16 protein-coding genes and 1 pseudogene are annotated in these 23,231 nt (G+C 43.8%); 11 read left to right on the top strand and 6 right to left on the bottom strand.

What is annotated here, in order from left to right; all coding sequences use genetic code 11:
• Nucleotides 1-13 precede the first annotated feature (13 nt).
• The 10 genes from HMPREF1212_RS16040 to HMPREF1212_RS15995 all read left to right on the top strand — a co-directional run bounded on the left by HMPREF1212_RS16040 (nucleotide 14) and on the right by HMPREF1212_RS15995 (nucleotide 17,227).
• Nucleotides 14-1,180 (top strand): SusF/SusE family carbohydrate-binding protein, encoded by a 1,167-nt coding sequence (locus HMPREF1212_RS16040; protein ID WP_028730527.1) that lies wholly within the window; start codon nucleotides 14-16, stop codon nucleotides 1,178-1,180.
• A gap of 535 nt (nucleotides 1,181-1,715) precedes the next feature.
• On the top strand, nucleotides 1,716-3,407 hold the full coding sequence (locus tag HMPREF1212_RS16035) for an Mfa1 family fimbria major subunit (protein WP_232430116.1): 1,692 nt from the start codon (nucleotides 1,716-1,718) through the stop codon (nucleotides 3,405-3,407).
• A gap of 47 nt (nucleotides 3,408-3,454) precedes the next feature.
• A complete protein-coding gene (locus HMPREF1212_RS16030; RefSeq protein ID WP_046150012.1) occupies nucleotides 3,455-5,398 on the top strand; it encodes a fimbria major subunit in 1,944 nt (647 codons plus the stop codon).
• Between the two features lie 15 nt (nucleotides 5,399-5,413).
• Nucleotides 5,414-11,821 (top strand): hypothetical protein, encoded by a 6,408-nt coding sequence (locus HMPREF1212_RS16025; protein WP_046150011.1) that lies wholly within the window; start codon nucleotides 5,414-5,416, stop codon nucleotides 11,819-11,821.
• A gap of 111 nt (nucleotides 11,822-11,932) precedes the next feature.
• On the top strand, nucleotides 11,933-12,862 hold the full coding sequence (locus tag HMPREF1212_RS16020) for a DUF5106 domain-containing protein (protein ID WP_028730531.1): 930 nt from the start codon (nucleotides 11,933-11,935) through the stop codon (nucleotides 12,860-12,862).
• A 22-nt stretch (nucleotides 12,863-12,884) separates the two neighbouring features.
• Entirely contained in the window at nucleotides 12,885-13,679 is a 795-nt protein-coding gene (locus HMPREF1212_RS16015; protein ID WP_028730532.1) for a M48 family metallopeptidase, read from the top strand.
• Between the two features lie 267 nt (nucleotides 13,680-13,946).
• The gene (locus HMPREF1212_RS16010) at nucleotides 13,947-14,582 is read left to right on the top strand and encodes a bifunctional nuclease family protein (protein WP_028730533.1); all 636 of its coding nucleotides are present in this window, start codon (nucleotides 13,947-13,949) and stop codon (nucleotides 14,580-14,582) included.
• Nucleotides 14,579-15,895 (top strand): NupC/NupG family nucleoside CNT transporter, encoded by a 1,317-nt coding sequence (locus HMPREF1212_RS16005; protein WP_028730534.1) that lies wholly within the window; start codon nucleotides 14,579-14,581, stop codon nucleotides 15,893-15,895. The genes HMPREF1212_RS16010 and HMPREF1212_RS16005 overlap by 4 nt, the downstream gene beginning before the upstream one ends.
• 31 nt (nucleotides 15,896-15,926) lie before the next feature.
• Nucleotides 15,927-16,625, top strand: a complete 699-nt coding sequence (locus HMPREF1212_RS16000) for a 16S rRNA (uracil(1498)-N(3))-methyltransferase (RefSeq protein WP_028730535.1) — start codon at nucleotides 15,927-15,929, stop codon at nucleotides 16,623-16,625.
• A 44-nt stretch (nucleotides 16,626-16,669) separates the two neighbouring features.
• A complete protein-coding gene (locus HMPREF1212_RS15995; protein ID WP_028730536.1) occupies nucleotides 16,670-17,227 on the top strand; it encodes a sugar O-acetyltransferase in 558 nt (185 codons plus the stop codon).
• Between the two features lie 80 nt (nucleotides 17,228-17,307).
• Here HMPREF1212_RS15995 and HMPREF1212_RS15990 read toward each other — a convergent pair whose 3' ends face one another.
• The 6 genes and pseudogenes from HMPREF1212_RS15990 to HMPREF1212_RS15970 all read right to left on the bottom strand — a co-directional run bounded on the left by HMPREF1212_RS15990 (nucleotide 17,308) and on the right by HMPREF1212_RS15970 (nucleotide 22,027).
• Nucleotides 17,308-18,513 carry a DUF418 domain-containing protein gene (locus HMPREF1212_RS15990; RefSeq protein WP_046150010.1) on the bottom strand — a complete coding sequence of 402 codons (1,206 nt, stop codon included), beginning with the start codon at nucleotides 18,511-18,513 and terminating at the stop codon, nucleotides 17,308-17,310.
• A 22-nt stretch (nucleotides 18,514-18,535) separates the two neighbouring features.
• Entirely contained in the window at nucleotides 18,536-19,198 is a 663-nt protein-coding gene (locus HMPREF1212_RS15985; protein ID WP_046150009.1) for a flavodoxin, read from the bottom strand.
• A gap of 17 nt (nucleotides 19,199-19,215) precedes the next feature.
• Nucleotides 19,216-20,298 (bottom strand): alpha/beta hydrolase, encoded by a 1,083-nt coding sequence (locus tag HMPREF1212_RS15980; RefSeq protein ID WP_046150440.1) that lies wholly within the window; start codon nucleotides 20,296-20,298, stop codon nucleotides 19,216-19,218.
• A gap of 4 nt (nucleotides 20,299-20,302) precedes the next feature.
• Nucleotides 20,303-20,749 carry a cupin domain-containing protein gene (locus tag HMPREF1212_RS27365; RefSeq protein WP_369800841.1) on the bottom strand — a complete coding sequence of 149 codons (447 nt, stop codon included), beginning with the start codon at nucleotides 20,747-20,749 and terminating at the stop codon, nucleotides 20,303-20,305.
• Nucleotides 20,726-21,349 (bottom strand): annotated as a pseudogene (locus HMPREF1212_RS27200) (carboxymuconolactone decarboxylase family protein); the annotation flags it as partial. The gene HMPREF1212_RS27365 and the pseudogene HMPREF1212_RS27200, both read right to left, overlap by 24 nt.
• 168 nt (nucleotides 21,350-21,517) lie before the next feature.
• Nucleotides 21,518-22,027 carry a hypothetical protein gene (locus tag HMPREF1212_RS15970; protein ID WP_046150008.1) on the bottom strand — a complete coding sequence of 170 codons (510 nt, stop codon included), beginning with the start codon at nucleotides 22,025-22,027 and terminating at the stop codon, nucleotides 21,518-21,520.
• 165 nt (nucleotides 22,028-22,192) lie between these two features.
• Between HMPREF1212_RS15970 and HMPREF1212_RS15965 the strand changes: the two genes are divergently transcribed.
• Nucleotides 22,193-23,086: a helix-turn-helix domain-containing protein gene (locus HMPREF1212_RS15965; protein WP_028730541.1), complete on the top strand. Its 894-nt coding sequence runs from the start codon at nucleotides 22,193-22,195 to the stop codon at nucleotides 23,084-23,086.
• Nucleotides 23,087-23,231 lie beyond the last annotated feature (145 nt).

The raw sequence follows: 23,231 nt of genomic DNA, 5'->3' as shown, positions 1-23,231 counted from the left end.
AATCTGTAAACAAATGAAGAAACTTAATATATTAGTTCTTCTCCTGACCGGTTCCCTGTTGTGGGCCGGTTGCGGAGACGACAGAGACGATAATCCGGTATTCCAGGAACCGACCGAGTTTAACCTGAATACTCCGGCGCAGGCTACCGATGTGTATGACCTGGAAAATCTTTCAACCATCGAACTGACCTGTACGCAGCCCGACTATGGTTATGTGGCCGCAACAGCCTATAAGGTTCAACTCTCTTTGGAGAATACATTTAAGGAAGCCGACGAAGCTGCCGGAACAACAGCTAATTATGCCACCCTCTCTACCACTTATACGCTACCGCAACTAAAAGTGGATGCCGTAGAGTTCGCTATGGCCATGCTCTCCTTATGGAAAGCATCGAACGATAATGCCGACCTGCCGGAAACACCTATGCCGGTCTATATCCGTCTGAATGCCGCTTTATCCAACAATGGCATGGGACAGATCTACTCCAATATCATCGAGCTGCCGAAAGTCTTGGGATACAACGTAGAGTCGCCTGTGACTTTGCCTGCCCGGATGTTCCTGGTCGGCGACTTTGCTTCGGGTAGCAGCTGGGGCAAATGGGTCGAAATGATTCCGGTAACGGATACGCCGGGTAAATTCTGGTCTGTACAGTATTTCGGAGGTAATAATGTGATGAAGTTCAATGCCCAGCCAACCTGGGACGGTAACCAGGTCGCTTATTCGGAAGGCCTTGTTCCTGCTGCATCGGCCTCTTATGCCGGTGTGTCCGGAGTGGATGACGGAAGCGGCGGACAGAATATCGGTGTGAAGAATGCAGGCTGGTATATCATGGTGGTTACAACCGAACTGGAAGGAAAGGACTTGAATTACACCCTTGAATTCCTTGCTCCCGATATTTACCTGACCGGTGATCCTTCCGGCGGCTGGGACACATTTGACGATGCCCGCAAGTTTACCGTACCTTCCGGTGAAGGCGAATTTGTTTCACCCGCTTTCGTAGCCGGCGGCGCTTTACGCATGTGCATTAAATTACCGTCAACCGACTGGTGGCGCACCGAGTTTGCTATCCTGGCTAATAAGATCGAATACCGTAAAAACGGAGGTGATCAGGAAGCTGTGAATGTTTCAGCAGGCCAAAAGGCTTACCTGAACTTCCTGGATGGCACAGGACGTATCAAGTAAAAGCTCCCTGGTGGGGTGTGAAATTGTCGATAGCCGTCAGTAATGTTGCTGACAGCTATCGACAATTTTGTTTATAGCTATTAATAATAATTTACGAAGGCATCTGATTCTTTCTATCCTCCAAATTAAAAGAGATTAGTAGCGTATCCTGAGACGGATAGGACTTTATGAATAAAAGCAAACAGATATTAAAATGCTGAGTTTCTGTGCTTTTTTTAATTGTAATTAATCAATTGTATGTACAAATAAGCTACCTTTGTATACATTAAGACCACAGTTTTGATTGTAAAATCATAAGAGTGTTTTGTGGATATGACATGGGTAGAGACCATATATAATGAATAATGTTATAGATCACGATTAAAAATTGCAGGTGAAAGCCGGAAAAGTATCAGTGCGTTTTCGTACGGATATGATTAGTCAGGCTCTGTTTTTTATGTAGGCGTCACCGAACGGCTATACGAAATGAAATCTCTCCCATGATTTATGAGGAATAATTATTCATGGCCTTGAGTGGCTGTGTGGAGTAAAAACTATGATGAGAGCTTTAGTTGGAAAGGAGATTATTATAAAAATTATATCTATTAAAAAGGTCGTTTTGGCTATTTTGACAGGAGGACTGATCTTTACATCCTGCTTGGACTATTCCCACGAATATGAGGATAAGGGCAATGCGGGTGATAAAGATGAGCTGGAGGGGTATATCTCCCTTACATTCATCAACGGTAGCGGAACTGGCATGAAGACAAAAGCGGATGATGACCTGCATTATGGAACTGCAAATGAAAATAAAGTAAATTCAGCTCTTGTTGTTTTATATAATGGCGACGATCCTGCTACTAGTGAGGTAAAGTATCAGATTGAATTTACAGATATAGGTACTCCGGCTATGCCTGGTAGTGATATGCACAGTATAACGTTGGGGACGAATACTACAACTTATAAAACAAAGGCCAGGAAAATTAAAAAAGATAATTATAAACTTGCGGTATTTCTTAATCCGCCTGCCGTTCTGAAGGACTTAACGATCGAGGGTCAGAAACTGGGGGTTATGACGGCTGCTGCAAAGGTCACTGTCGACCTGCTTACCAAAGGGAAGACTGCAAGAGACAATTTTCTGATGAGTAACTTTGCGGGATTGGCCGATGTGGCTAGAAACGATATTTACGATACCGAAGCCAAAGCTGAAGCTGCTCCGGTAAAACTAGATGTTGAGCGTGCAGTAGCCAAAGTGACTTTGAGTGTTGCGGATAATCTAGCCGCTGCTTCAACGAGGCTGGGGGCAACTATTGGTGAAATTAAGTGGGATGTCGATGTGGTAAACAAAAAAACATTCTGGATGAGAAACGCGGCTCCCATGCTTGACAAAACTACTATTTCGTCAGGATCTGCTACCCAGACCACCCAGGAAGTAGCAACAGCCGAGAATCGTATCTATATGTATGCCACGGACCCCAATTGGGATGGAATCAGCCATAGCCGCAATCCAACTCTTATAACTTCGCTTACAAATGAGTTTACTTATAAAACCGGAACTATTGCTCTTACTTTAGTACCTTCAACATCCAGTGATCCTGTCGATGCATACGTCACAGAAAACACAATGACCGATTTGGAGCAATGGGAGGATGTAACTACCTGTGTGCTGATCTCTGCGGTCATTACTCCAAAAACAACATATTTTGGAACATCGTTGGGCTTAGGTTCTCCATACTTCTTATTCCGTAATATGGCTTTCACTTTCACGGATATACAGCAGATTTATGCTGCTTATAGTAATCCGGCAACGATTATTACCAGTGCGGGTAAAACATGGGAAGTTCTTACGGAGGAAGCTGCAAATACCAGGATTATTGCTTTACCTGATATTTTAAATGGAATGAAAGGCTCTGAGGATTTTAATGGATATACGGACATTCCCGAGACCTCGAAAGATGTTGTTAAATCGAATGGAACGGTCAGTTTCTTTGCTGCAAACGCCCCTAACTATTACTATGTGCCTATTCGGCATTTCAGAGACGGGCTTCAAAGTAAACCCATGGCATACGGTCGGTATGGCGTTGTCCGCAATAGCTGGTATAATCTATCACTGACCAGTATAAGGAATTATGGCACGGGTGAGATACCGAAAGACAGGCCTGATCCGGATGACAAAGAAGACTCCTGGTTATCCGTTGAGTTTACAATCCTACCCTGGGTGGAGCGGGAGCAGGGGATAGGGCTCTGAGAGCATATTCAGGGAGGTGTCAAATGATTAAATAGAGTATAAGAAGAATGAAGCAGTATATGTATCGTATTTTGGTAGTATGGGGATTAGCCGTATGGCTTGTCTCTTGCACGGGCACAGAAACTCTTATAGATGATGGTCCCGGAAACATACCCGAAGAAAGCACCCCCAACGGTACCGGGAATATCTTTTCATTGGCAATGAGAATACCTCTACCCAAAGATTATATGGATACAAAGGCCTATAATGGGGTGGACAGGGGAAGCATTTCGGAAATCCTGATAGATGGAATAAGAATGGTACTCTATGAAAGTAAAGTGGTTAAATACTGTCTGGATTTGGATATACAGGTACAACCTGAAAACAGTGGCTTTAAAATAACCGGTGGCGACCTCTACAACTGGGCTACTGATGGGAACAGGATATTTATTCAGACAACAGCCCGTACGTTTGAACGGGGTAACTATGATATGCTTGTTGTAATCAATCCGAATGATTCGATCGAAGCCAAAACGGAAGTGGGGCAAGCGTTCACAGCGCTTGATGCTGCATTCAATACTGCCGGTATGTATCGTTCCCGTACGGTAAGCGGCGTAGAGGGAACATACGAAGAACCTGCTTATTTCCTGATGATGAATTCTCAGAACCTTGTCGAATTGGTACCGGGACACTTTTATGCCACCAAAGAAAAAGCAGTGAATAGCCCGGCCTTCATCAATCTGGAGCGTGTTGCGGCTAAAGTCACCTGTGATTATAAGGGAGGAACGAGTACCAAATCTACGGCGGTAGCTCCATACGGACGATTTGTGATGCTACTGGATTATAATAACCAACTTGCCGCTCCCTGGGGAGACGATTACGATATACCGGAAGATTGTATAGACTGTCCGGTACAAGGTTGTAACGGTAAGTTTAACCGGAAAACGAAACAGTGTAGTGCCAAACCTTATCTTCATACGTATGACGGCCTGGGACTTGTTTCCGACCGGGTACGTTACATGGTGGCAACCGACCTTACCTGGGAGGTCGATGTTATCAATAAAAAAAGCTATTGGCTCAGACATCTTACGTATAAAGCCGGAGGTACCGAAATGGAAGAGCAGGGACACATAGATCGGGAGTATTTTTATGCCGAAGACCCTAATTTCTCCGCTCTTTCTGGGACAGGGGAAACCAACCTCAAGAATAATTTCAGGTATATATCAAACAGCAACGAATTAATTCCGGGTGCATCCGGCAGTACGGCCAAAAAGCTGTATCCCCAACTCTCCGGTTATAAATACTATAACTATTGGTCATGGAAACAAGGAGATACCCAACCGGTGTATATCCCTGAAAATACTATGACTCAGAATGAACAAAAGAAAGATGTCGTAACCCGGGTTATCTTTAGAGCGGTTCTAAAAAGAGAACAGTTTGATATGAGTGAAACGGAAGAGAATCCGACACTTCCGTTAAAGTCGGTCGAAGGTTTTTTCGTCTTCAAAGGAGGGAATACGGATATCGAAAATTATAAATACAATAATTATAACAAAGACAATACCACATTTTTTATTCTCCGTCCGGAAGATGTGGCGATCTATGCTTCAGCTACTACAACGGAACACATCCATATATATCTTCGGGATGGTATTCTGGAAGCTATCAACCAATTTAAAGTAGATAATCCGAGCTTTAATTTCTCCGACTGGAAAAACGAGGAGCCGGCACAATCGGCCAATCTTTCATTTTATAAAAACGGTGAAATATATTATGAAGTGCCGATCGAGCATTTTTCCGTCTCCGAAGCACAAGGTGTCGGAAAATACGGACGTTTCGGTGTGGTGCGGAATAACTGGTATAAACTGAATATAGAAAATATGATCTCAATCGGAGCACCAGTCTTGCCGGAACCCAAATCTGAGTTTATAGAGGATGCTACCCGGTCTGCTGTACCGGAGACAAAAAGTAACGCGAATATTCTGATCAGAAATCAGTCAATCATATTCTAAATAAGTATAAGGGCTATGACAAATATTTCAAAAAAGACAATCTGTTATAAGCAGATACAATTCATCATATTCCTGGGACTATTATTGGTAGGTGGACAGGTGGAAGCACAGCAGGCAACCAAAGTAAACGTTGTCAATGAAGATTTTGAGAGACCCGGGTTTAGTGGTAATTATATAGATCCGAATCCGGACATATGGAATTTCTATGATTTCACCTATGCAACCTCTGTACCGATGGCCGATGATGCCGGAAAATGTATCATCACTAAAAATTCAAACCTTGTCGGTCATGGTGAACCTCCGCAATGGCCTCATCCTGATCATACTACAGGATCCGGCTATTACCTGTTTGCCGTAAAGGAAGCAGGCACTAATCCCAAAAAAATCTATGCTGCTACAATACCTTATGTAAAAAAGGGAGAAACTGTTCAGTTCGGTGTTTATTATGATGATGTGGACGGCGGATATAATTTTGAAATACAGGCCACGGGAACGGGACTTGGCGGTCAGACAAAAACTTCGGCTAACTATGCGAACTCGAATGGCGGCTGGGTGTTTTGGTCTCATTCTGTTACGGCAACACAAGATGGAGCCATTACTTTTAGTCTTGTTGATAAATATGGGTATGATAATAAGAAGCACAAATTTGGGGTTGACGATATTACAGTGAGCATGAAGGCTATACAGATGGCTTCGCCTGCTTCTTTATACACCTATACGAAAATCAATACACGGGTTACTGATCCTTTTCAGGCAAAATACAATAATCCTTTAGGTAATGAAGCATATTCCTATGTATGGCAGAAATACAACGGTAGTTCTTGGGTACAGGCCACCGGTACGGGAGTGACAGGAGGGGCTAATGGAACATCTTTTACAGCAGAGTTCGTCCCGGCGGCAGAAAGTGCACCAGGTCCGGTCTATTACCGGCTTGTGGTCGCTGCCGGTAGTAAAACTTTGTATTCGGACATAATAACAGTAGAGTACACTGCGACCGATTATCTGTTTAAAGAGGACTTTGGCGGAAGTTGGCCTTCTACCGATTCGACAAACCAAGCAGGAGCTTCGGGTGACTGGTGGATCACTGCTGGCCCGCACCCGACAATAACAACGGATTTTACTTATGGAGACCCGGATGACAGATTATACAACAGGGACAAAGCCGAGCAAGCTTACGGTGAAAGACCGATCAAACTGGATATAGGAGGAGCAGCCACTTACGCAATCACAAAACTGGCCGGATGGAAGTTGCCTATTCCTGGTTTTCCGGGTATAGAATGGAATTGGGGAGATGGAGATGGTGGTGGCAAAGGAGGCTTTGAGGATCACAGTATCTCAGGTGACAATTCAAAAGGTTATTTTATGTATGCTGTGAACCGTACAAATACAGAGAAGACTGTTTATGAAGCCAGTATTCCGGTAACAACGGACATGTTAGGACAAACCTTTTCTCTCAGTACATGGCAGGTAGCCTTGTGGGGAAGGGTCGATACTCTTCCCTATCAATTTAAGCTGGAGGTTGAAGATGCTGCAGGTGTTGTGATGGACTTCGCTAAGTTTAAGGTTAGCGACGAATGGGAGGAAAGAAAATTGTTGTTTTACATTCCCGGTAATTACCAGGACGATGCTATTAAAATACGTATATCATCCGTGGGCGATAACTTATGGCTTGGATTGGATGATATCTCCCTTACCGGATATGAATCATTTATAACTATCAAATCTCCTGTGTCGGGAAGTATTGTCGGTTTCAATGTGGATTTTACGGTCGATTATAAATATATCAGTCCTACTATCAATTACAGATGGCAAAGAAGTGCCGACGGCAATGGATGGGCCGATATTGCCGGATCTGACGGTACGGCGACAGGTGAAAGCGGGACTTTTACTGTGACTGTACCTGCTGTGGTAGACGGTTACTATTACCGAGTCCTGGCGATCAAGGGAAACGACGATAATGCTGATTTTACAGATGCTTTGGCTTCAGCACCTGTGCAACTGTTTCGGGATGCCAACTACCTGGTCAGAGAAGATTTTGGAGGGTGTGGTTCTACACAGAATTTTATTTATAAAGCCGACAATCCATACGTTATTCCCGGGTATGAATATACTCCGGCATCGGAGGGAACCGTAAGGCCTAACCCCGGTAGTGGTAATTATATAATAACGAATCAGGTATATCTGAATTACTGGACAAATGAGGATCACTCTGAAAGCACGACAAACTGGAATACGGATGTAACAGATCATTCCAGTTGTAAAGACGGTTACTTTCTGCTGGTTCATGCCAGCGGAACGTCGGACGGTGAAAATATGCCATTTTATAAAACGATGCTTTCTAATCTCTGTGGTGGTTCGAAACTTTCGTTTAAAGCCTGGATTGCTAACCTGGAGAAAAACAGCAATACCAAGCAGAATTTCAAATTTCTTGTCAGTTTCGACAACGGGAATATCCAGGAATATACAACCGGAGATATCCGCGGAGGTAGTAATTCTCTTTGGATACAATACGGATTTGATTTTTTTGTACCGCAAGGTGCTACTACCGCCACACTCTCCTTGTTTGCGGAAGGAGCCTGGGACTGGGGGAAGGGGTTTGCGTTGGATGACATTGAAATAAAGCTATTAAGTCCGGCACAGATATTTACACCTGCAAAGACGGAAATAATTGTGTTGTCCGGTAAGAAAGAAACCCTTACAGGATCTTATGCATGTGGCAGTTTGACAGGTTCGCTTACCTATCAATGGCAGCAACGTACCGAGACCGGGGAATGGGTCAATTGTAGTGGAACCGGGGCTACCGGTACTGTCGCAAATGGAAATTTTATGACCGATTATACTACAAATGCCATTAATGAAACTGTCTATTATCGTTTTATAGTAACAGGGGAAAATGGGCCGACCCATTCTGATTGGGTTAAATTTATACCGGAAGATGCATCTAAATCGAAAACCTATTTCGTATGTCCGGACAACATGACGGAGGATCAGGCTGGATCTTACAGAGGAAGCAGTGTGTATCTTCCCGGAATGGTGAGTCTGGGTGAACCTGGCTATTTGCCTTCGCTCATCCATATGGAAGCACCGGAAATAACTGGTGTTACGTATAAATGGTATACCAGTGAATTCGGAGGTTTGGAAGATCTGTTGCCTGATCAGGATGAGTATGATCATGATCAGAAATATTCTTCAGTGGAGGCTATTAAGGATCCCATAATATTGTCCGACGGAATGACACATACTTTATCTGTCCAGAACGAAAGAAATACAGACGGACAGTTTAAAGCAAGAACCTATTGGGTAGAGGTATGCGATATGAATGGAGTTCCTATTTTGGACAAAAGAGTTGCGTACTATTTGTTGCCGGGTTATCTGTGCGGCAGTGTAGATGCTGTTATTTCTCCGGCAAATGCCCGCCGTATTCATAGGGAGAACTTTGGAGGAACAGCTCCCGGAGATCCAAATGTTAAGCAAGAACCAATCGATTATATAAAGATTGATTACGAACTGTATAAATCCGGTGACGGTAATTTACCAGAAGGTGGTTATATGATTACGAAGAAAAGTCCAGCAGGGAGCTCAAACGGATGGATGGCTATGCCAGACCATATTTATGAAGACCTTCCGAATGAGACTCATGGTTATTTGGTAGCTGTGAACGCTACGGAAACTCCCGGACGTTTTTATACTCATCAATTAACGAACCTGGGTGCATGCCGTAATATCGAATTAGTTATTACAGGTTGGTTTACCAGCTTTGTGAAATGGAACGGACTGGAAAAAGTAAATCTTAAATTTATATTGACAAACACAGATACCGGAGAGACATTAGCCGAATATCTTTCCGGTAATATGCTCGATGGGGAAGGTAATAATTGGAGACAGTTCGGATTCAGATTCCCTGTCCCGGATGAAGTAACCGGTATAACTCTGGAAGTCGTTAATAACAATTTTGGCACCGGAGGGGGAAATGATGTGTTAATGGATGATATTGAAATCTATCTGGTTATCCCACCCGTTACCCTCGTACCCTCCGTAAACGGTTATGTTTGTGGAAAAGATGAGGGAGTGCTTACCTTGCATGGTACCTATACCGATGACGGAACCTTGGGTAATTACCTCGATTATCAATGGGAGTACAGCTCTATTGGCAAGGATGGCCCGTGGCAACCCCTTGCCAGTGTTATCGGAGAAGTTACTTCAGGTGTGATAACAACTGATAAATCTAAATTCGAGATATATCCTTTTACTGCAGCCAATAATGGATATTATCGTTTGGTGGTGGGGCAGTCGAGATCTTTTGACGGTACTCCGAATTATGCCTGTATGGCTATATCAGAGCCTCGTGAGCTGCTTTTTGCCGCTTCCGTAGATAAGATTCCTGCTCCTTCACTGTCCGACAATCGAACAGCTTTCTGTTATTCAGATGTGGATGAAGACGGGTATATAACTATTACAAATCAGGATACGCAAGTCAGTGAAAATAATCCTTACGCAAGTTACACCTGGATGGTGGGGGGGACAGTAGTCTCTGATACTACGGCAAAAGCGGTGAAATTGAAGTTGGAAGACTATGCTCCCGGATTCTATACCGTTTCGTTGACAGCCAATAACTCGGTGGGGTGTACCGAAGCTTCCATGCATGAGTTTGTCTTATTTCCTAAAGTAACCACCTGGACCGGTAATGGCGAGACAAACAACTGGAACGATTTCCGTAACTGGGATAACGGAGTGCCTGGTTACTGCACCAATGTAATTATCCCCAATGAATCGATCACTGTGGATCAGACTACCCTGTTAGACCATTATCCTTTACTGATAAAGCCGACGGTAGATTCATTGAATATAGTAAATAATTATACCCGGAATCAGTCTAATCTGAATCTACAGAAAGAAAAGCGGAATGATGGCGGTTTTTCTCTCCGACCTGCTTGTGATACGATAACTTTTAAAATGGGAGGCGGAGTGGCCCGTACGAATTATCTGAATTATAGATTTGCTGAGGTGGATCTAGATGTAAAGCATGGTCGCTGGTATACGGTTTCGGCTCCTTTGCGTGCTATGTATTCCGGTGATTATTTTGTCGAAGGAAGTGTGAAGCGGCAGAATCCGGCAGTCTATATGATGAAATATAATACATCCAATCCACAGACAGGAGAAAATCCGGCAAAAGTGACAGGTGATTTCTCGAACCCTTTCAATACGCTAACCGAAGAGCTGTCTCCGGGGTTGGGATATGCTATCGGAGTTTATAAAGGAGAAGATATTGCTGCCAAACTGCAATCTTTCCGTTTTCCCAAAGACAGTACTGCTTATTCAATTTGGAACTACCATGGTGTTTATCTGGGTAAAACAACGACAATAGACCGTTCCGGTCTGGGGCGGTTTATTTATGAACAATGTATTAGTATGGATGGTAACTTGCCTTTGAACAGGGATGTCACTGGTTTTGATGTGATTGTAAATAATGATCAATACAGCTATACGACTGCCCTGCTGGGTAACCCTTTTATGTCGCATTTGGATTTTAGCCAATTTAAAACAGCCAATCCGGAAATAACAGGCGGCTATTATATATGGTCGGATAATGAGACATTTGAAGCGTATAATCCGGGAGTATTTTCAAGTGATCCGAAGCTTATTGCACCTATGCAATCTTTTATTGTAGAAAAGACAGGTCAGCTATCCCGTCTTCAGTTCGACTTCATGATGTCGACAACAACCTCTGGCGTTACCCTCCGCTCTACCCGGAATATGGAAGAGGCGATACTACAGATGGATGTGTTGCGGGATCAGGTATCCCAAAGCCATATCCGCCTGAAATATGTTCCGTTTGAAGATAATCGGTATAGTGCACGTAAAGATATGTGGACTCTCTTCTCGGAAGAAAAGACGGAACCGGCTGTTTTATATACGTTGTTGGATGGAAAGGCGGCTTCTATACGTACGCTGGGGGATTTGTCGGAACCTGTCGAACTGGGTATCCGTACCGATGTCAAAGGTGAGCTTACTCTTCGTTTGTCAGGAATGGAGACTTTTGATGCGTCTCAGGATATCTATCTGCAGGACACTTACACTGGGACGTTACAAAATATGAGGGAGAACCCTGAATATACATTCGATAACCACTCCGGCCCCGTGAAAGGAAGATTATTCCTCCGAATAGGAGAAATAGATAAGGACGATATTCCGGATGCTGGTATACGTATTACTACCTACAAGGGACGGGTCATAGCGAGCAGTCCTGCGGACGATCCGATCGAGTCTGTAAAGATACATGCTTTGAGCGGTAGATTGATGTATAACAAACAATCCATCCGGCAGAGTTCTGTTTCACTTAATGTATTAATTCCCGAACAAGTAGTTCTGATAACTGTAACTACTCGTAACCGACAAAAAACCGAAAAGGTGATTATACGGTAAGATCGGAATGTTAACAGATGAACTCATTTGAACTTCTATGTAAAATAATTGAATAAAGTTATATCTTAAACTGTAGTAACTATTATATTTGCACTATAAAAACATAAAGATATGATAGTCAGAATGCTTTGTTTGTTGGCATTTGCGTTGATATTTAATTCATGTCACGGCCAGCAAACTGCAAAAACAGAGAAAGAGGATACAACGCCGCGAACCTTTGAAATGGTTCCTGTCCCCAGTATGATCACGGAACCGGGCGAACGTGCTAAATATTTAGTGGAGCATTATTGGGATAAATTTGATTTTACCGATACAGCATATGTTCATATGCCGGAGGTAACGGAACAAGCCGTTTCCAATTATATCGATCTGATGAAGTATGTAACTCCAGAAGTCGCTTCGTCTTCTATCAAAGGGATGATGCACAAGGCAGAAGCCGACAGTACCGTGTTTACTCATATGGCCGGTCTGTATGAGAAATATTTATACGATCCCAATTCACCGATGCGCGATGAATCTCTGTATATTTATGTGTTAGAGTCCATCTTGTCTGCCCCGGTCTTTGATGAGGTGAACAAGATCCGTCCGGCTCATTTGCTGGAATTAGCATTGAAAAACAGGGTGGGAGAGCCGGCGGCGGATTTCACCTATACGCTTGCAGATGGGAAAACAGGTACACTGTATGGGGTAAAAGCTCCTTATGTATTGCTGTTCTTCTATAATCCCGATTGTCATGCCTGTAAAGAAATAACCGGACAGATAGCGGGATGGCCGTTGCTAGACAAAATGCAGGCGGATAAGACGTTGAAGATACTGGCAGTTTATCCGGATGAGGACCAGGAAGCCTGGAAAAAGCATATCCCAGATGTTCCAGCAAGTTGGATAAATGCTTATGATCAGTCGATCTCTTTAAAAAATGATGAAATATATGACCTGAAAGCCATACCCACAATTTATTTACTGGATAAAGACAAAAAGGTCATTTTGAAAGATATTACTTTTAACCAGTTGGCAGAATTCTTACAGATGCAAACAAACTAAGTATGCAATAAACAAATAGAGTATGAGAACAACGTTATTATCATTCATGTTTCTGGCAGGTGTCAGTCTGACGGCGTCTGCACAGTTTAAGATCGGAGGGAAAACGATTAACACCAAAAAGGTGGTAAATGCAGCAACCGATGTTGCTAAAGCTGTTACACTGAGCGATGCCGATATCGTAACTATGAGCCGGGAATATATCGAGTGGATGGATACCCATAATGAAGTGGCCGGTTCCGATACGGAAATGGGGCAACGTCTGGAACGATTGACCAAAGATATCAAGGTAGACGGATTGAACCTGAACTTCAAAGTTTATAATGTCATTGATGTGAATGCTTTTGCTTGTGGTGATGGTAGTGTTCGCGTTTGCGGCGGATTGATGGAAGTGATGGACGACAATGAAGTGATGGCAGTTATCGGACATGAGATAGGGCATGTGCTTCATTCCGATTCAAAAGATGCCATGAAGAATGCTTATCTTACTTCTGCTGCAAAGAATGCCGCCGGAGCGACAAGTGATGTTGTCGCTAAATTGTCTGATTCACAGTTGGGTGACCTGGCAACAGCGTTGGCTGGTGCACAATATTCGCAAAAACAGGAAAATGAAGCGGATGATTATGGTTTTGAATTCAGTGTGGCCAATGGTCTCGATCCGTACAGCATGCATAATTCATTGAATAAACTGATGAGTTTGAGTGAAGAAGCACCGAAGTCATCGAAATTCCGTCAAATGTTTTCAAGCCATCCGGAAACAGCTAAACGCGTGCAACGGATGAAGGAGAAGGCGGATGAATATATGAAGGATAAGAATTAATTGTTAATACACCTTATTAAGCGAGGTGTTTTACTGAAATATTGCTAAATAGTAGTTGTTTTATGCTGCAAAACTATGCTGAATAACATAAAGTGCTTATATTTGCACTGTGTTTTTCATGGTATTAGATTTAAGGTTAGCAATGAAGATTGGTTGTCGGGAGACAACCTTTTCTTTTTTATACACCTTACCAATCATTTTATAACTTTCCCTCTTTTAATTACGAAATAATATTACTTTTGTATAGTTACTATAAAATTATATGGTGTGGATACAAAAATAAAATTACGGGTTCAGGGCTTGACTAATAGTCAGATCCAATCGGGTGCGTATGCACTGATATTGGCTGAAGAAGAAGGAGCCCGTCGTATACCTATTATAGTAGGGACATCGGAGGCACAATCTATCGCAATCGCGTTGGAACATATTACCCCCCCCAGACCTCTTACTCATGATCTGTTTGTCACTTTCGCACAGGCTTTCGGCATTCAGTTGCGTGAGGTCTTTATCTATAAGTTTGAAGATGGGGTATTTTATTCCGAATTGTTATTCGATGATGGAATTACGCAGGTACGCCTGGACTCCCGTACTTCGGATGCGATCGCTATCGCTTTGCGTGTGAAATGTGATATTTATACCACCGACCAGATCGTTGCCGAATGTGGGGTCGTATTGGAAGATGCTTCTTCTATGACCGATAAGGATGATGAAGAATATGCTCTATTGGATAAAGAACCCGAAGATATCGAAGACGCGGAAGAGCTGAAGAAATGGCTCTCTTTGCTGGATGAAGACGAATTGACCGAACGGTTGGACGAAGCCGTCTCCGATGAGAATTACGAATACGCAAAGATGTATAAAGACGAAATTCGTCGGCGGGAAGAGGAGGACGAAGCAGAATGATAGAACAACAGAGTGGAATAAGCCTTGAATCGCTTTTGCGTGGAATATTGGGTATTATAACGGTTCTGGCTGTCGCATATGCCCTGAGTTATAACCGTAAACGGATCGACTGGAAACTGATTGGCGGTGGGCTTTTCATGCAATTAATATTTGCTTTGGCTGTTCTGTATATTCCGTTTATCGGGACAGCACTTGAGTTGATGGGAAAGGCTTTCATTAAACTGATGGATTTTACCCAGGCTGGGGTTGGTTTCCTATTAGGCCCGTATGCCACGAAAAGTAATGGCTTTATATTCCTGATCCACTCTTTGCCGGTTGTTATTTTCTTCTCGGCTTTGGTCTCTTTGTTTTATCATTGGGGGATTATCCAGCGTGTAGTAGGGGCTTTTTCCTGGCTACTGCGGAAGTTTATGAATATTTCAGGAGCGGAAGGTCTTGTGACTTCCGGTAATATATTTATGGGAATGACAGAGTCGCCGGTGTTGATTAAGAATTATCTGCCGGCTATGAACCGCTCTGAGATCTTTCTGGTGATGGTATCTGGAATGGGAACCATTGCCGGTACGGTGATGGCTACTTATATCGGTATGTTGTCCGGTGGTGATCCGGTGGCAAGGGTTTTATTTGCCAAACATTTGATTTCAGCCTCTTTGATGGCGGCTCCCGGATCGATCGTACTGGCCAAGATGCTTTGTCCGCAAACGGAACCGGCTGTCGATCATGCTGCCAGCCTAGAAAAGAAAAGTGCTCATCCGACGGCGTTGGACGCTTTGGCTGCCGGTACTTCGACGGGTATCCGGCTGATGGTGAATATCGCAGCTATGTTGCTGGTCTTTATTGCATTGGTCGCTTTGGCTAATTATATATTGGATGGCCTGATCGGACGGTATACCGGTTTGAACGACTGGATCGTTTCGATAACGGATGGAAAAGCGCAGGGGTTGACATTCCAGTTCATACTGGGAGTGATTCTGGCGCCGTTCATGTGGCTGATAGGTATTCCGTCTTCCGACATTATGCTGGTTGGTTCGTTACTGGGACAGAAGACGATACTGAATGAATTCGTGGCTTATTTCCAGTTGCAGGAGTGGAAGGATGCCGGTATGTTCATGTATCAGAAATCCATATTGATGTCTACCTATATATTATGTGGCTTTGCCAATATCTCGTCTATCGGGATTTTATTGGGCGGAATGGGCGTATTGGCTCCTGAGAAGAAGGAAATGATAACCCGTTTCGGGTTTCCGGCCATGATAGCGGGAGCTTTAGTCTCTGTGTTGTCAGCCACGATTATAGGCATGATATTAGGTTAATTGAATATTGATAATAGAAAACTAAATAGTTGTGCAGATATTTTACACGCCGGATATTGCAGTAAATCCGGAACTACCGGAAGAGGAAGCAGGTCATTGCATCCGTGTACTTCGTCTGACCGAAGGCGATGAAATTTTACTGACTGATGGTAAAGGGGCTTTTTATAAGGCGGCTATCAGTCGTGCCCATCATAAACATTGCGAAGTGTCCATTCTGGAGAGTTGGCAGCAACCGGCTTTATGGAACTTCCGTCTTCATATCGCAGTTGCCCCGACAAAAAATATGGATCGGATGGAATGGTTTGCAGAGAAAGCGACCGAGATCGGTATTGATGCTATTACCTGCCTGAACTGTCGTTTTTCAGAACGCCGGGAGATAAAACCTGCCCGTCTGGAAAAGATCCTGGTCAGTGCCATGAAGCAGTCGCAAAAGGCTACATTACCTCTACTGGAAGGAATGACTGATTTTAAATCGTTTGTGAGCCAACCTTTTGACGGTCGTAAGTTCATCGCTCATTGTGAGGATGGAGATAAAACATTATTGAAACAAACGTATCGCCCGGGTGAAAACGCCTTAGTGCTGATCGGCCCTGAAGGAGACTTTAGCCCTGAAGAGATAGGGCTGGCTTTACAGCAGGGTTTTGAACCTATTTCATTAGGAGAAAGCCGTCTTCGTACGGAGACAGCTGCGCTGGTGGCTTGTCATACGATACATGTATTGAATCAGTGACCGGCGGGAAAAAGGATCCGGTTGTAACAAATAAAATAAACAAGATGACAGAAAAAGAAAAGTGCCACCTTGGCCTGTTGTACGATGCCAATTATGATAAAGAATTGTTGGCAGACCGTGAAAGAGTAAAAGAACTGCTTTACGATTACAACCGTTTGCGTCCTTCTCAGCAGGAAGAAAAGACGCAATTACTGAAATCCTTTTTGGGTAAGACCGGAAACAGTCTGATCATCGAACCGCCTTTTGCTTGTGATTACGGATATAATATTGAAGTAGGAGAGAATTTCTATGCCAATGTAAACCTGGTTATTCTGGATGGGGCTAAGGTCTGTATCGGTGACAATGCTTTTATCGCTCCGAATGTCGGCATTTATACCGCAGGCCATCCGTTGGATGCAGAGCAGCGAAACCGTGGTCTTGAATATGCCCGTCCCGTAACTATCGGACATAATGTCTGGATCGGTGCCGGTGTAAATATCCTGCCGGGAGTAACCATCGGTGATAATACCGTGATCGGTGCCGGCAGTGTGGTAACAAAAGATATTCCATCGAATGTACTGGCGGTAGGGAATCCTTGCCGGGTGGTCAAAGAGATAAAGTGATTTCAAAAAAACATCGTTCCGGTGATACTTGATGATCAGCGGAACGATGTTTTTTTAGATGGAGATATAAAAACTTACAGTTAGCGTATCAGCGGTTGCCATTTCATATAGGTTCCCGTTCGCCACAGCCATTCCATTGGGCCATAACGGAAACCTTTCAGCCAATAATGACTAATTACGATTTGTATGCCTGTATAAGCAAGGCAAACCAATACGCTCAGGAAAACTCCCAAATGACTCCAATCCAATCCGAAACCGGAAAAGATGAAGACACCGGCCACGGACTGTACGATATAGTTTGTCAACCCCATACGGCCGTAACTGACCAACGGTTCTACGGCCCGTTGTACTTTTTGTGAACGATAAACTTCTATTACAATAATTACCCACAGATAAGCGGTCAGCAGATTGATCAGATTGGTGGTAGTTGATCCCATCCATGAATAGAAAGAAACTTCTCCCCTGGCAACTGCCGGAATATAAGGTCTCGCTACGTAAAGCAGACCTAATAATACGAGGGCAGCCAATGCCCAGCGATTTAACCGTTTCCGGAATTCATCCATGCGTTCGAATAAACGGATACGTCCAACAATAAGCCCTAAGATAAAAAGTCCTAAAGTCTGGTAGATACGTCCGCTCGATACCTGGAATCTCATTTTACTGACCAGTCCGTTCCAGGCGTTATTCTTTATCGTTTCAGATAAAGTAGGAACTTGCCGGGGACCAGCCGGACGGGATGCAGGTCTGGCAGTAACCTGTTCCACTTGCTCTATAGCCGGTGCCGTCAGACTTTTATAGACTACCGGTACAAGTGAGGCGCCTCCCAGGAAAAGAAACAAGGTGATACCTGCCAGTAATTTCGTCGGCCATTTATACATTAATACCAACACGAAACCTAATATCGCATATATCAGCAAGATATCCACACGAACAATCAAACCATGCAGATAGCCAATTACCGCCAGCAGCAATAACCTCCATAAGAAACGTTTCCGGAAATCAAGTCCTTTCTTTGCCGCCCGGTCCATCTGGATAAAGAAACTTAAACCGAACAGGCAAGAGAAGATAATGAAGAATTTGCCGAAAACCAGATAATTTATAAACCACCTGAAAATCTCATTCAGCGTTCCTTCCCACGGAAACATTGCTTGGGGGGCCATTGTCCCTATCGCTCCAAAATGTTGCATGGCATGAATCAGGCAGATACCGATCAGTGAAAAACCACGCAGGGCATCAATTACTGTAATACGTCCGCCGGGTGAGGTTGATGTCTTATTTATTTCCATTTTATTCGTTTGTAATTAATTTTCATTGACTCTGTTTGATTCTCAACAACCATGCTTCTACATCACCTGGACCGTTCGGCATATCTATCCCGGCATCATCATTTTGTGGTTCACGGATATTTTCGGGATCGAGATCTTCGGGTAATGTTGCCGGTATATGAATAGCCTCAGGCGTTACCTTATAAATCTTTTGCATCGATTCGTTCAGGTAAGTCGTAGCACCGTAAGTAAAAAACGGAATGATTACCTTATTGCCTAAATCATAATTTTCGAGGAATGTACAGACCACCATTGCCGGTTGATGCCACCAGCAAGGCGATCCGACGAATATCGTGTCGTATTGTGCAATCGCCTCTTTGTCGGGAAGGTTTGCTACACCGGGGCGCAGGTCGTTATATGCTTCGTTTTGTATCCGTTCGGTATCATCATAAGGATTCGTCGCATACGGATCGGCTGCATTAATACGGTATATGTCAGCTCCGGTCAGTTCGGTGATACGTTCGGCTATTGCTTGTGTTGTGCCGGTTGCCGAGAAATAGGCCACTAATGTTTTACTGTTCCCGGAAGGCAGGTCGGAAGACTCCGGCTGTTCCGTATCCGGAAAAGAGATATCATTATTCTCCGAGCAGGCACCTATGGTTGTTGCGGAGAAAAGTAAAAGCGAGATTAATAATAAGTTTTTCATACTGTTCTATTGGGATATTATTTGTCTAATTTATTTTCATGTAACCATTCAGCCAATAAATCGGCTATCTTGACATTATTGAGATCGGACATCATAAAATGTGTATTCCCATAGATGCCGATTTCGGGAAGTTCAACCAGTCTGGCGTTTCCTCCGTGGCGGTTAATTGCTTCAACAAACTTACGTCCCATTTGAAGTCGTACGCGCCAGTTTTCACCGCCCAGTTTATCTGTCATTTCTTCCGGTATGTAATCGCCAAAATAGAGTACGATGGGGATTTTCGTCAGTTTCATAAAGTCTTCCATCGAAACGCCTGTTCCGGAAAGTGTTCCTGTGAGGCTTGGCATAGGGTTGGGGACTTCATTTTCGGGAAAGACATATCCTCCCGGTTCGTAAGAAACGACAGCCTGAATATGCTGGTTCTCTATAGCAGCCAACCATCCCGGAAAACCTCCGGCCGAATGTGTTACGATAATCCCGTTACCGATTCGATCGAATAATGCATCAAGCGCGGTAAGATCGGTTTTCATATCATGTGCACTGATGTCGGGCGTCATTTGACGGAAAAACTGGTCGAGCGATAACGAATCGGTAGGGAACTGTACGCCGGGATTGAACGAAGGCCACTCGCCGATACGGAAAATATCGAACCAAAGCTGTTCGTCGGCTTTCGGTTTCAATACCGTTTCGGCAGTTGTCCGTCCCGAACGTCCCCGACCGGGCATATCAACTACGTAAGAACCGAATCCCTGCCGCAGCATCAATGTCTGAAAGCTTTCCCGACCATCGGGTGTCATCTGCCAGCAACGTCCTGATTGTCCGTAACCATGTACGAACACCAGCGGAAGTTGACGGGCTTCTACCGGAATCTGAAAATCTACGACAGCATGGTCTGCATGGTATGTTTGTCCCTGTTCGACAGGGGTTCCCCAACCGATGAATTTATGGTTGTCGTATGTCCCCGGACGTTGTAAAACTGTTCCGCTGACAGCGAAACTACCTTGTTTGGCGATAGTGAGCGGTCTATCGGTTGTTGTATCCTGTCCGTGAACTCCTATCCATGCAAATGCTGCCAACAAACTTATATATATTCGTTTCATACTATTATTCTTTATAATCATTATATTCTTCATCTGTCACCGGATCATACCATTCGGTCGCACCCAGTGAAACCTTTGTGTTGATGGCAATATGTGTAAATCCGCTGTCGGGGGCCGCACCGTGCCAATGTTTCACGTCAGGAGTAATAGCTATAACATCTCCGGGTTTAAGAACCTGAATCGGTTTCCCTTTTTCCTGATAATACCCTTTACCGGCAGTTGCGATCAGAATCTGGCCTCCCGGATGTGAATGCCAGCTGTTACGGGCTGACGGTTCAAATATAACATCGGACACTACCACGTCAAATGTTTCGCTGTCGGTCATCAGACGTTGCAGATAAGCCGTTCCGTTGAAATTTGCTCCTTCTATGGCATTTCCCTTCGGAAATATCGCTGTCGCCGAAGATGTTTCCAGGACTGCCGTTTTATCGGCTTCATTGCGTCCGACCAGTTTCTCGACAATGGCAAGCAGGTTACGCAGTTCGTCGGGAGTAACGCCCACATTCAAAGCGATATTCATATGTCCTTTCATCATCGGTTCAACGTTGCCGATCGCGGCTAATACCGATACGGTGGCAATCTCCCGTTCAGCATAGGTCAGTACATCCCGTTCAAAGAGATCGGCAAAGAGATGCTCTTTCAGAAATACTTCTATTTCGGGAGCCAGCACAGCGTAATCAGCTTTCGGAGCATCAGCAGGGACACCTGATATTTCGGCAAGAATATCTCGTCCGCGTTCATATTTACTGCGTGAATCGGTTATCGGCGAAGTTGCCCGTCCGGCTTTATCTTCGATACCTTTTGCCTTGCGTTCGTTGAGAACACCGACAAAGGTCTGCAAGCCACGCAATGCCCGTGGAAATCCGCAATAAGCATGTACGTGTACCATCGTTTCTTTGATCTCATTGACGGTCATACCGTCTTCCAATCCGGCAATGAGGGCCGTCTTCAATTTATCGAGGTCGCCTTTGCCGGTCAGGGTGGCAATCTCCACAATGTGTTGTCGTTTCTTATCCATCATTTGTTCTGTTTGGGGAGCTTGTGCTACCATATTTCCCGCCAACGACAGGATATATAATAATGTAGCAGCGAATCCGAGTCTTACTTTCATTTATTTCTACTTTTATTTATCTGGTACAAAATTACTAGGTGTAAACCATCCGGAACAGGCATAAATTACTGATTCATGTATAATTATTACTGATATGAGTAAATGTGTCTAGTTTGCCTGATTACAAAAGCGCACGCAGTAATTGAGTAGCAACTCGATATGCGAAGCGATGATCGATGCGCTGTGGCGGTCGATGGCATGATGCAATTCTGCCCTGATCTTTTGAAGACTGTTCGATATGACCTGTTGCTCATGTGCTGATAGCGGTTCCCGGCAGCGGCAACGTGTCGGATAACTATCGATACGCCCCTCCAATGATGTCTCATATAACAGATCGGGATGGAATATAATGCCCGTATAGCCATTGGTTGAACGATGTTCGAGTGATGGGATTTCTACCAGTTCTCCGGGATGGATGAGGCGGAGTTTGTCTTTCCCAGAATATTGATTTCCGTCTAACGTTACATAATACAAAAGTCCGTAAAAATCACACATCATGCGGATATCGCGGTTCAGATTTGCGTTCGACAGGTCAATAATACTAATCAGCGGATGCAGGGTTTCCCGCCCCGTCAATTTGTTAAACTGATCGATCGTCATAAGTCCCCTATTATTCATTTATTCTATTGTTATTTAATTATTATTTAGCATACTACAAAATTACCGTACCCGAAAAGATTCCGTATGATACGAATTACGGATATACGTATAATTATTACTGATCGGATCATATAACTAGCAGATATTTATTACATTTGTCGAAAACATAAATCACGCACCGGCATGGATAAAATCATAAAACTGAATACGGTTAAAGACTATAATGACTTTCTGGGTATCGAAACACCGCATCCGTTGGTTAGTGTGATCGATGCGTCAAAGATCAGTCCGTTACGTCATGTACGTAAGAATATTGGTTTTTACGTCGTTTACCTGAAAGATATTCAATGTGCCGATCAGATCAAATACGGAAGGAATTATTATGATTTTCAGGAAAATACCCTGGTGTTTGCGGCTCCCGGACAAGTGATCGGCAATGACGATACAGGAGAAGAATTTCAGCCAATGGGATGGTGGCTGACCTTTCAGCCCGAATTATTGCATGGCACGCATCTCGGGCATCATATGCAGGACTACACTTTCTTTTCCTACGCTGTAAATGAAGCGTTGCACCTCTCAAAGCAGGAACGCCAGACCATAATAGATTGCATGATGAAGATCGACGAGGAGATCAGGGAGGCGAAGGACAAACACAGTAATTTAATTATTTCTTCGGCCATCGAGTTGTTGCTTAACTATTGTGTCAGGTTCTACGACCGGCAATTTATCACTCGTAAGAAGGCGAATAAAGATACGTTGACCGATTTCGAAAAGTTGCTGAATGACTATTTTACGTCCGGAAAACCTTTATCCTTAGGAACTCCTACCGTTGCTTATTGTGCGGATCAGTTGCATTTGTCTGCTAATTATTTCGGTGACTTAATCAAGAAAGAAACCGGAACGTCCGCCCAGGAATATATTTTGGTAAAAACAATGGCTGTTGCAAAAGAACTATTAGCCGATCCGTCCAAGTCGATCAGTGACGTTGCTTATGCGTTGGGTTATCAATATCCCCAATATTTCAGCAGAGCGTTCAAACGAATAGTTGGATGTTCTCCGAAAGAATACAGGATTTAATGCAGCCTGTAGCCAAATGTAATATTTTTTGCAATGGTAAGATACTAAATTTAACTGAAATGAACAATAGTAAAAGGGCTATCCAACTTTTGGATAGCCCTTTTACTATATATTGGGAACCAAGTCCCATGTTGCAATGTAATAG

This window comes from Parabacteroides sp. HGS0025, from assembly GCF_000969845.1.
Classification (GTDB): domain Bacteria; phylum Bacteroidota; class Bacteroidia; order Bacteroidales; family Tannerellaceae; genus Parabacteroides; species Parabacteroides gordonii.
This window is presented reverse-complemented; position numbering and strand designations above follow the sequence as displayed.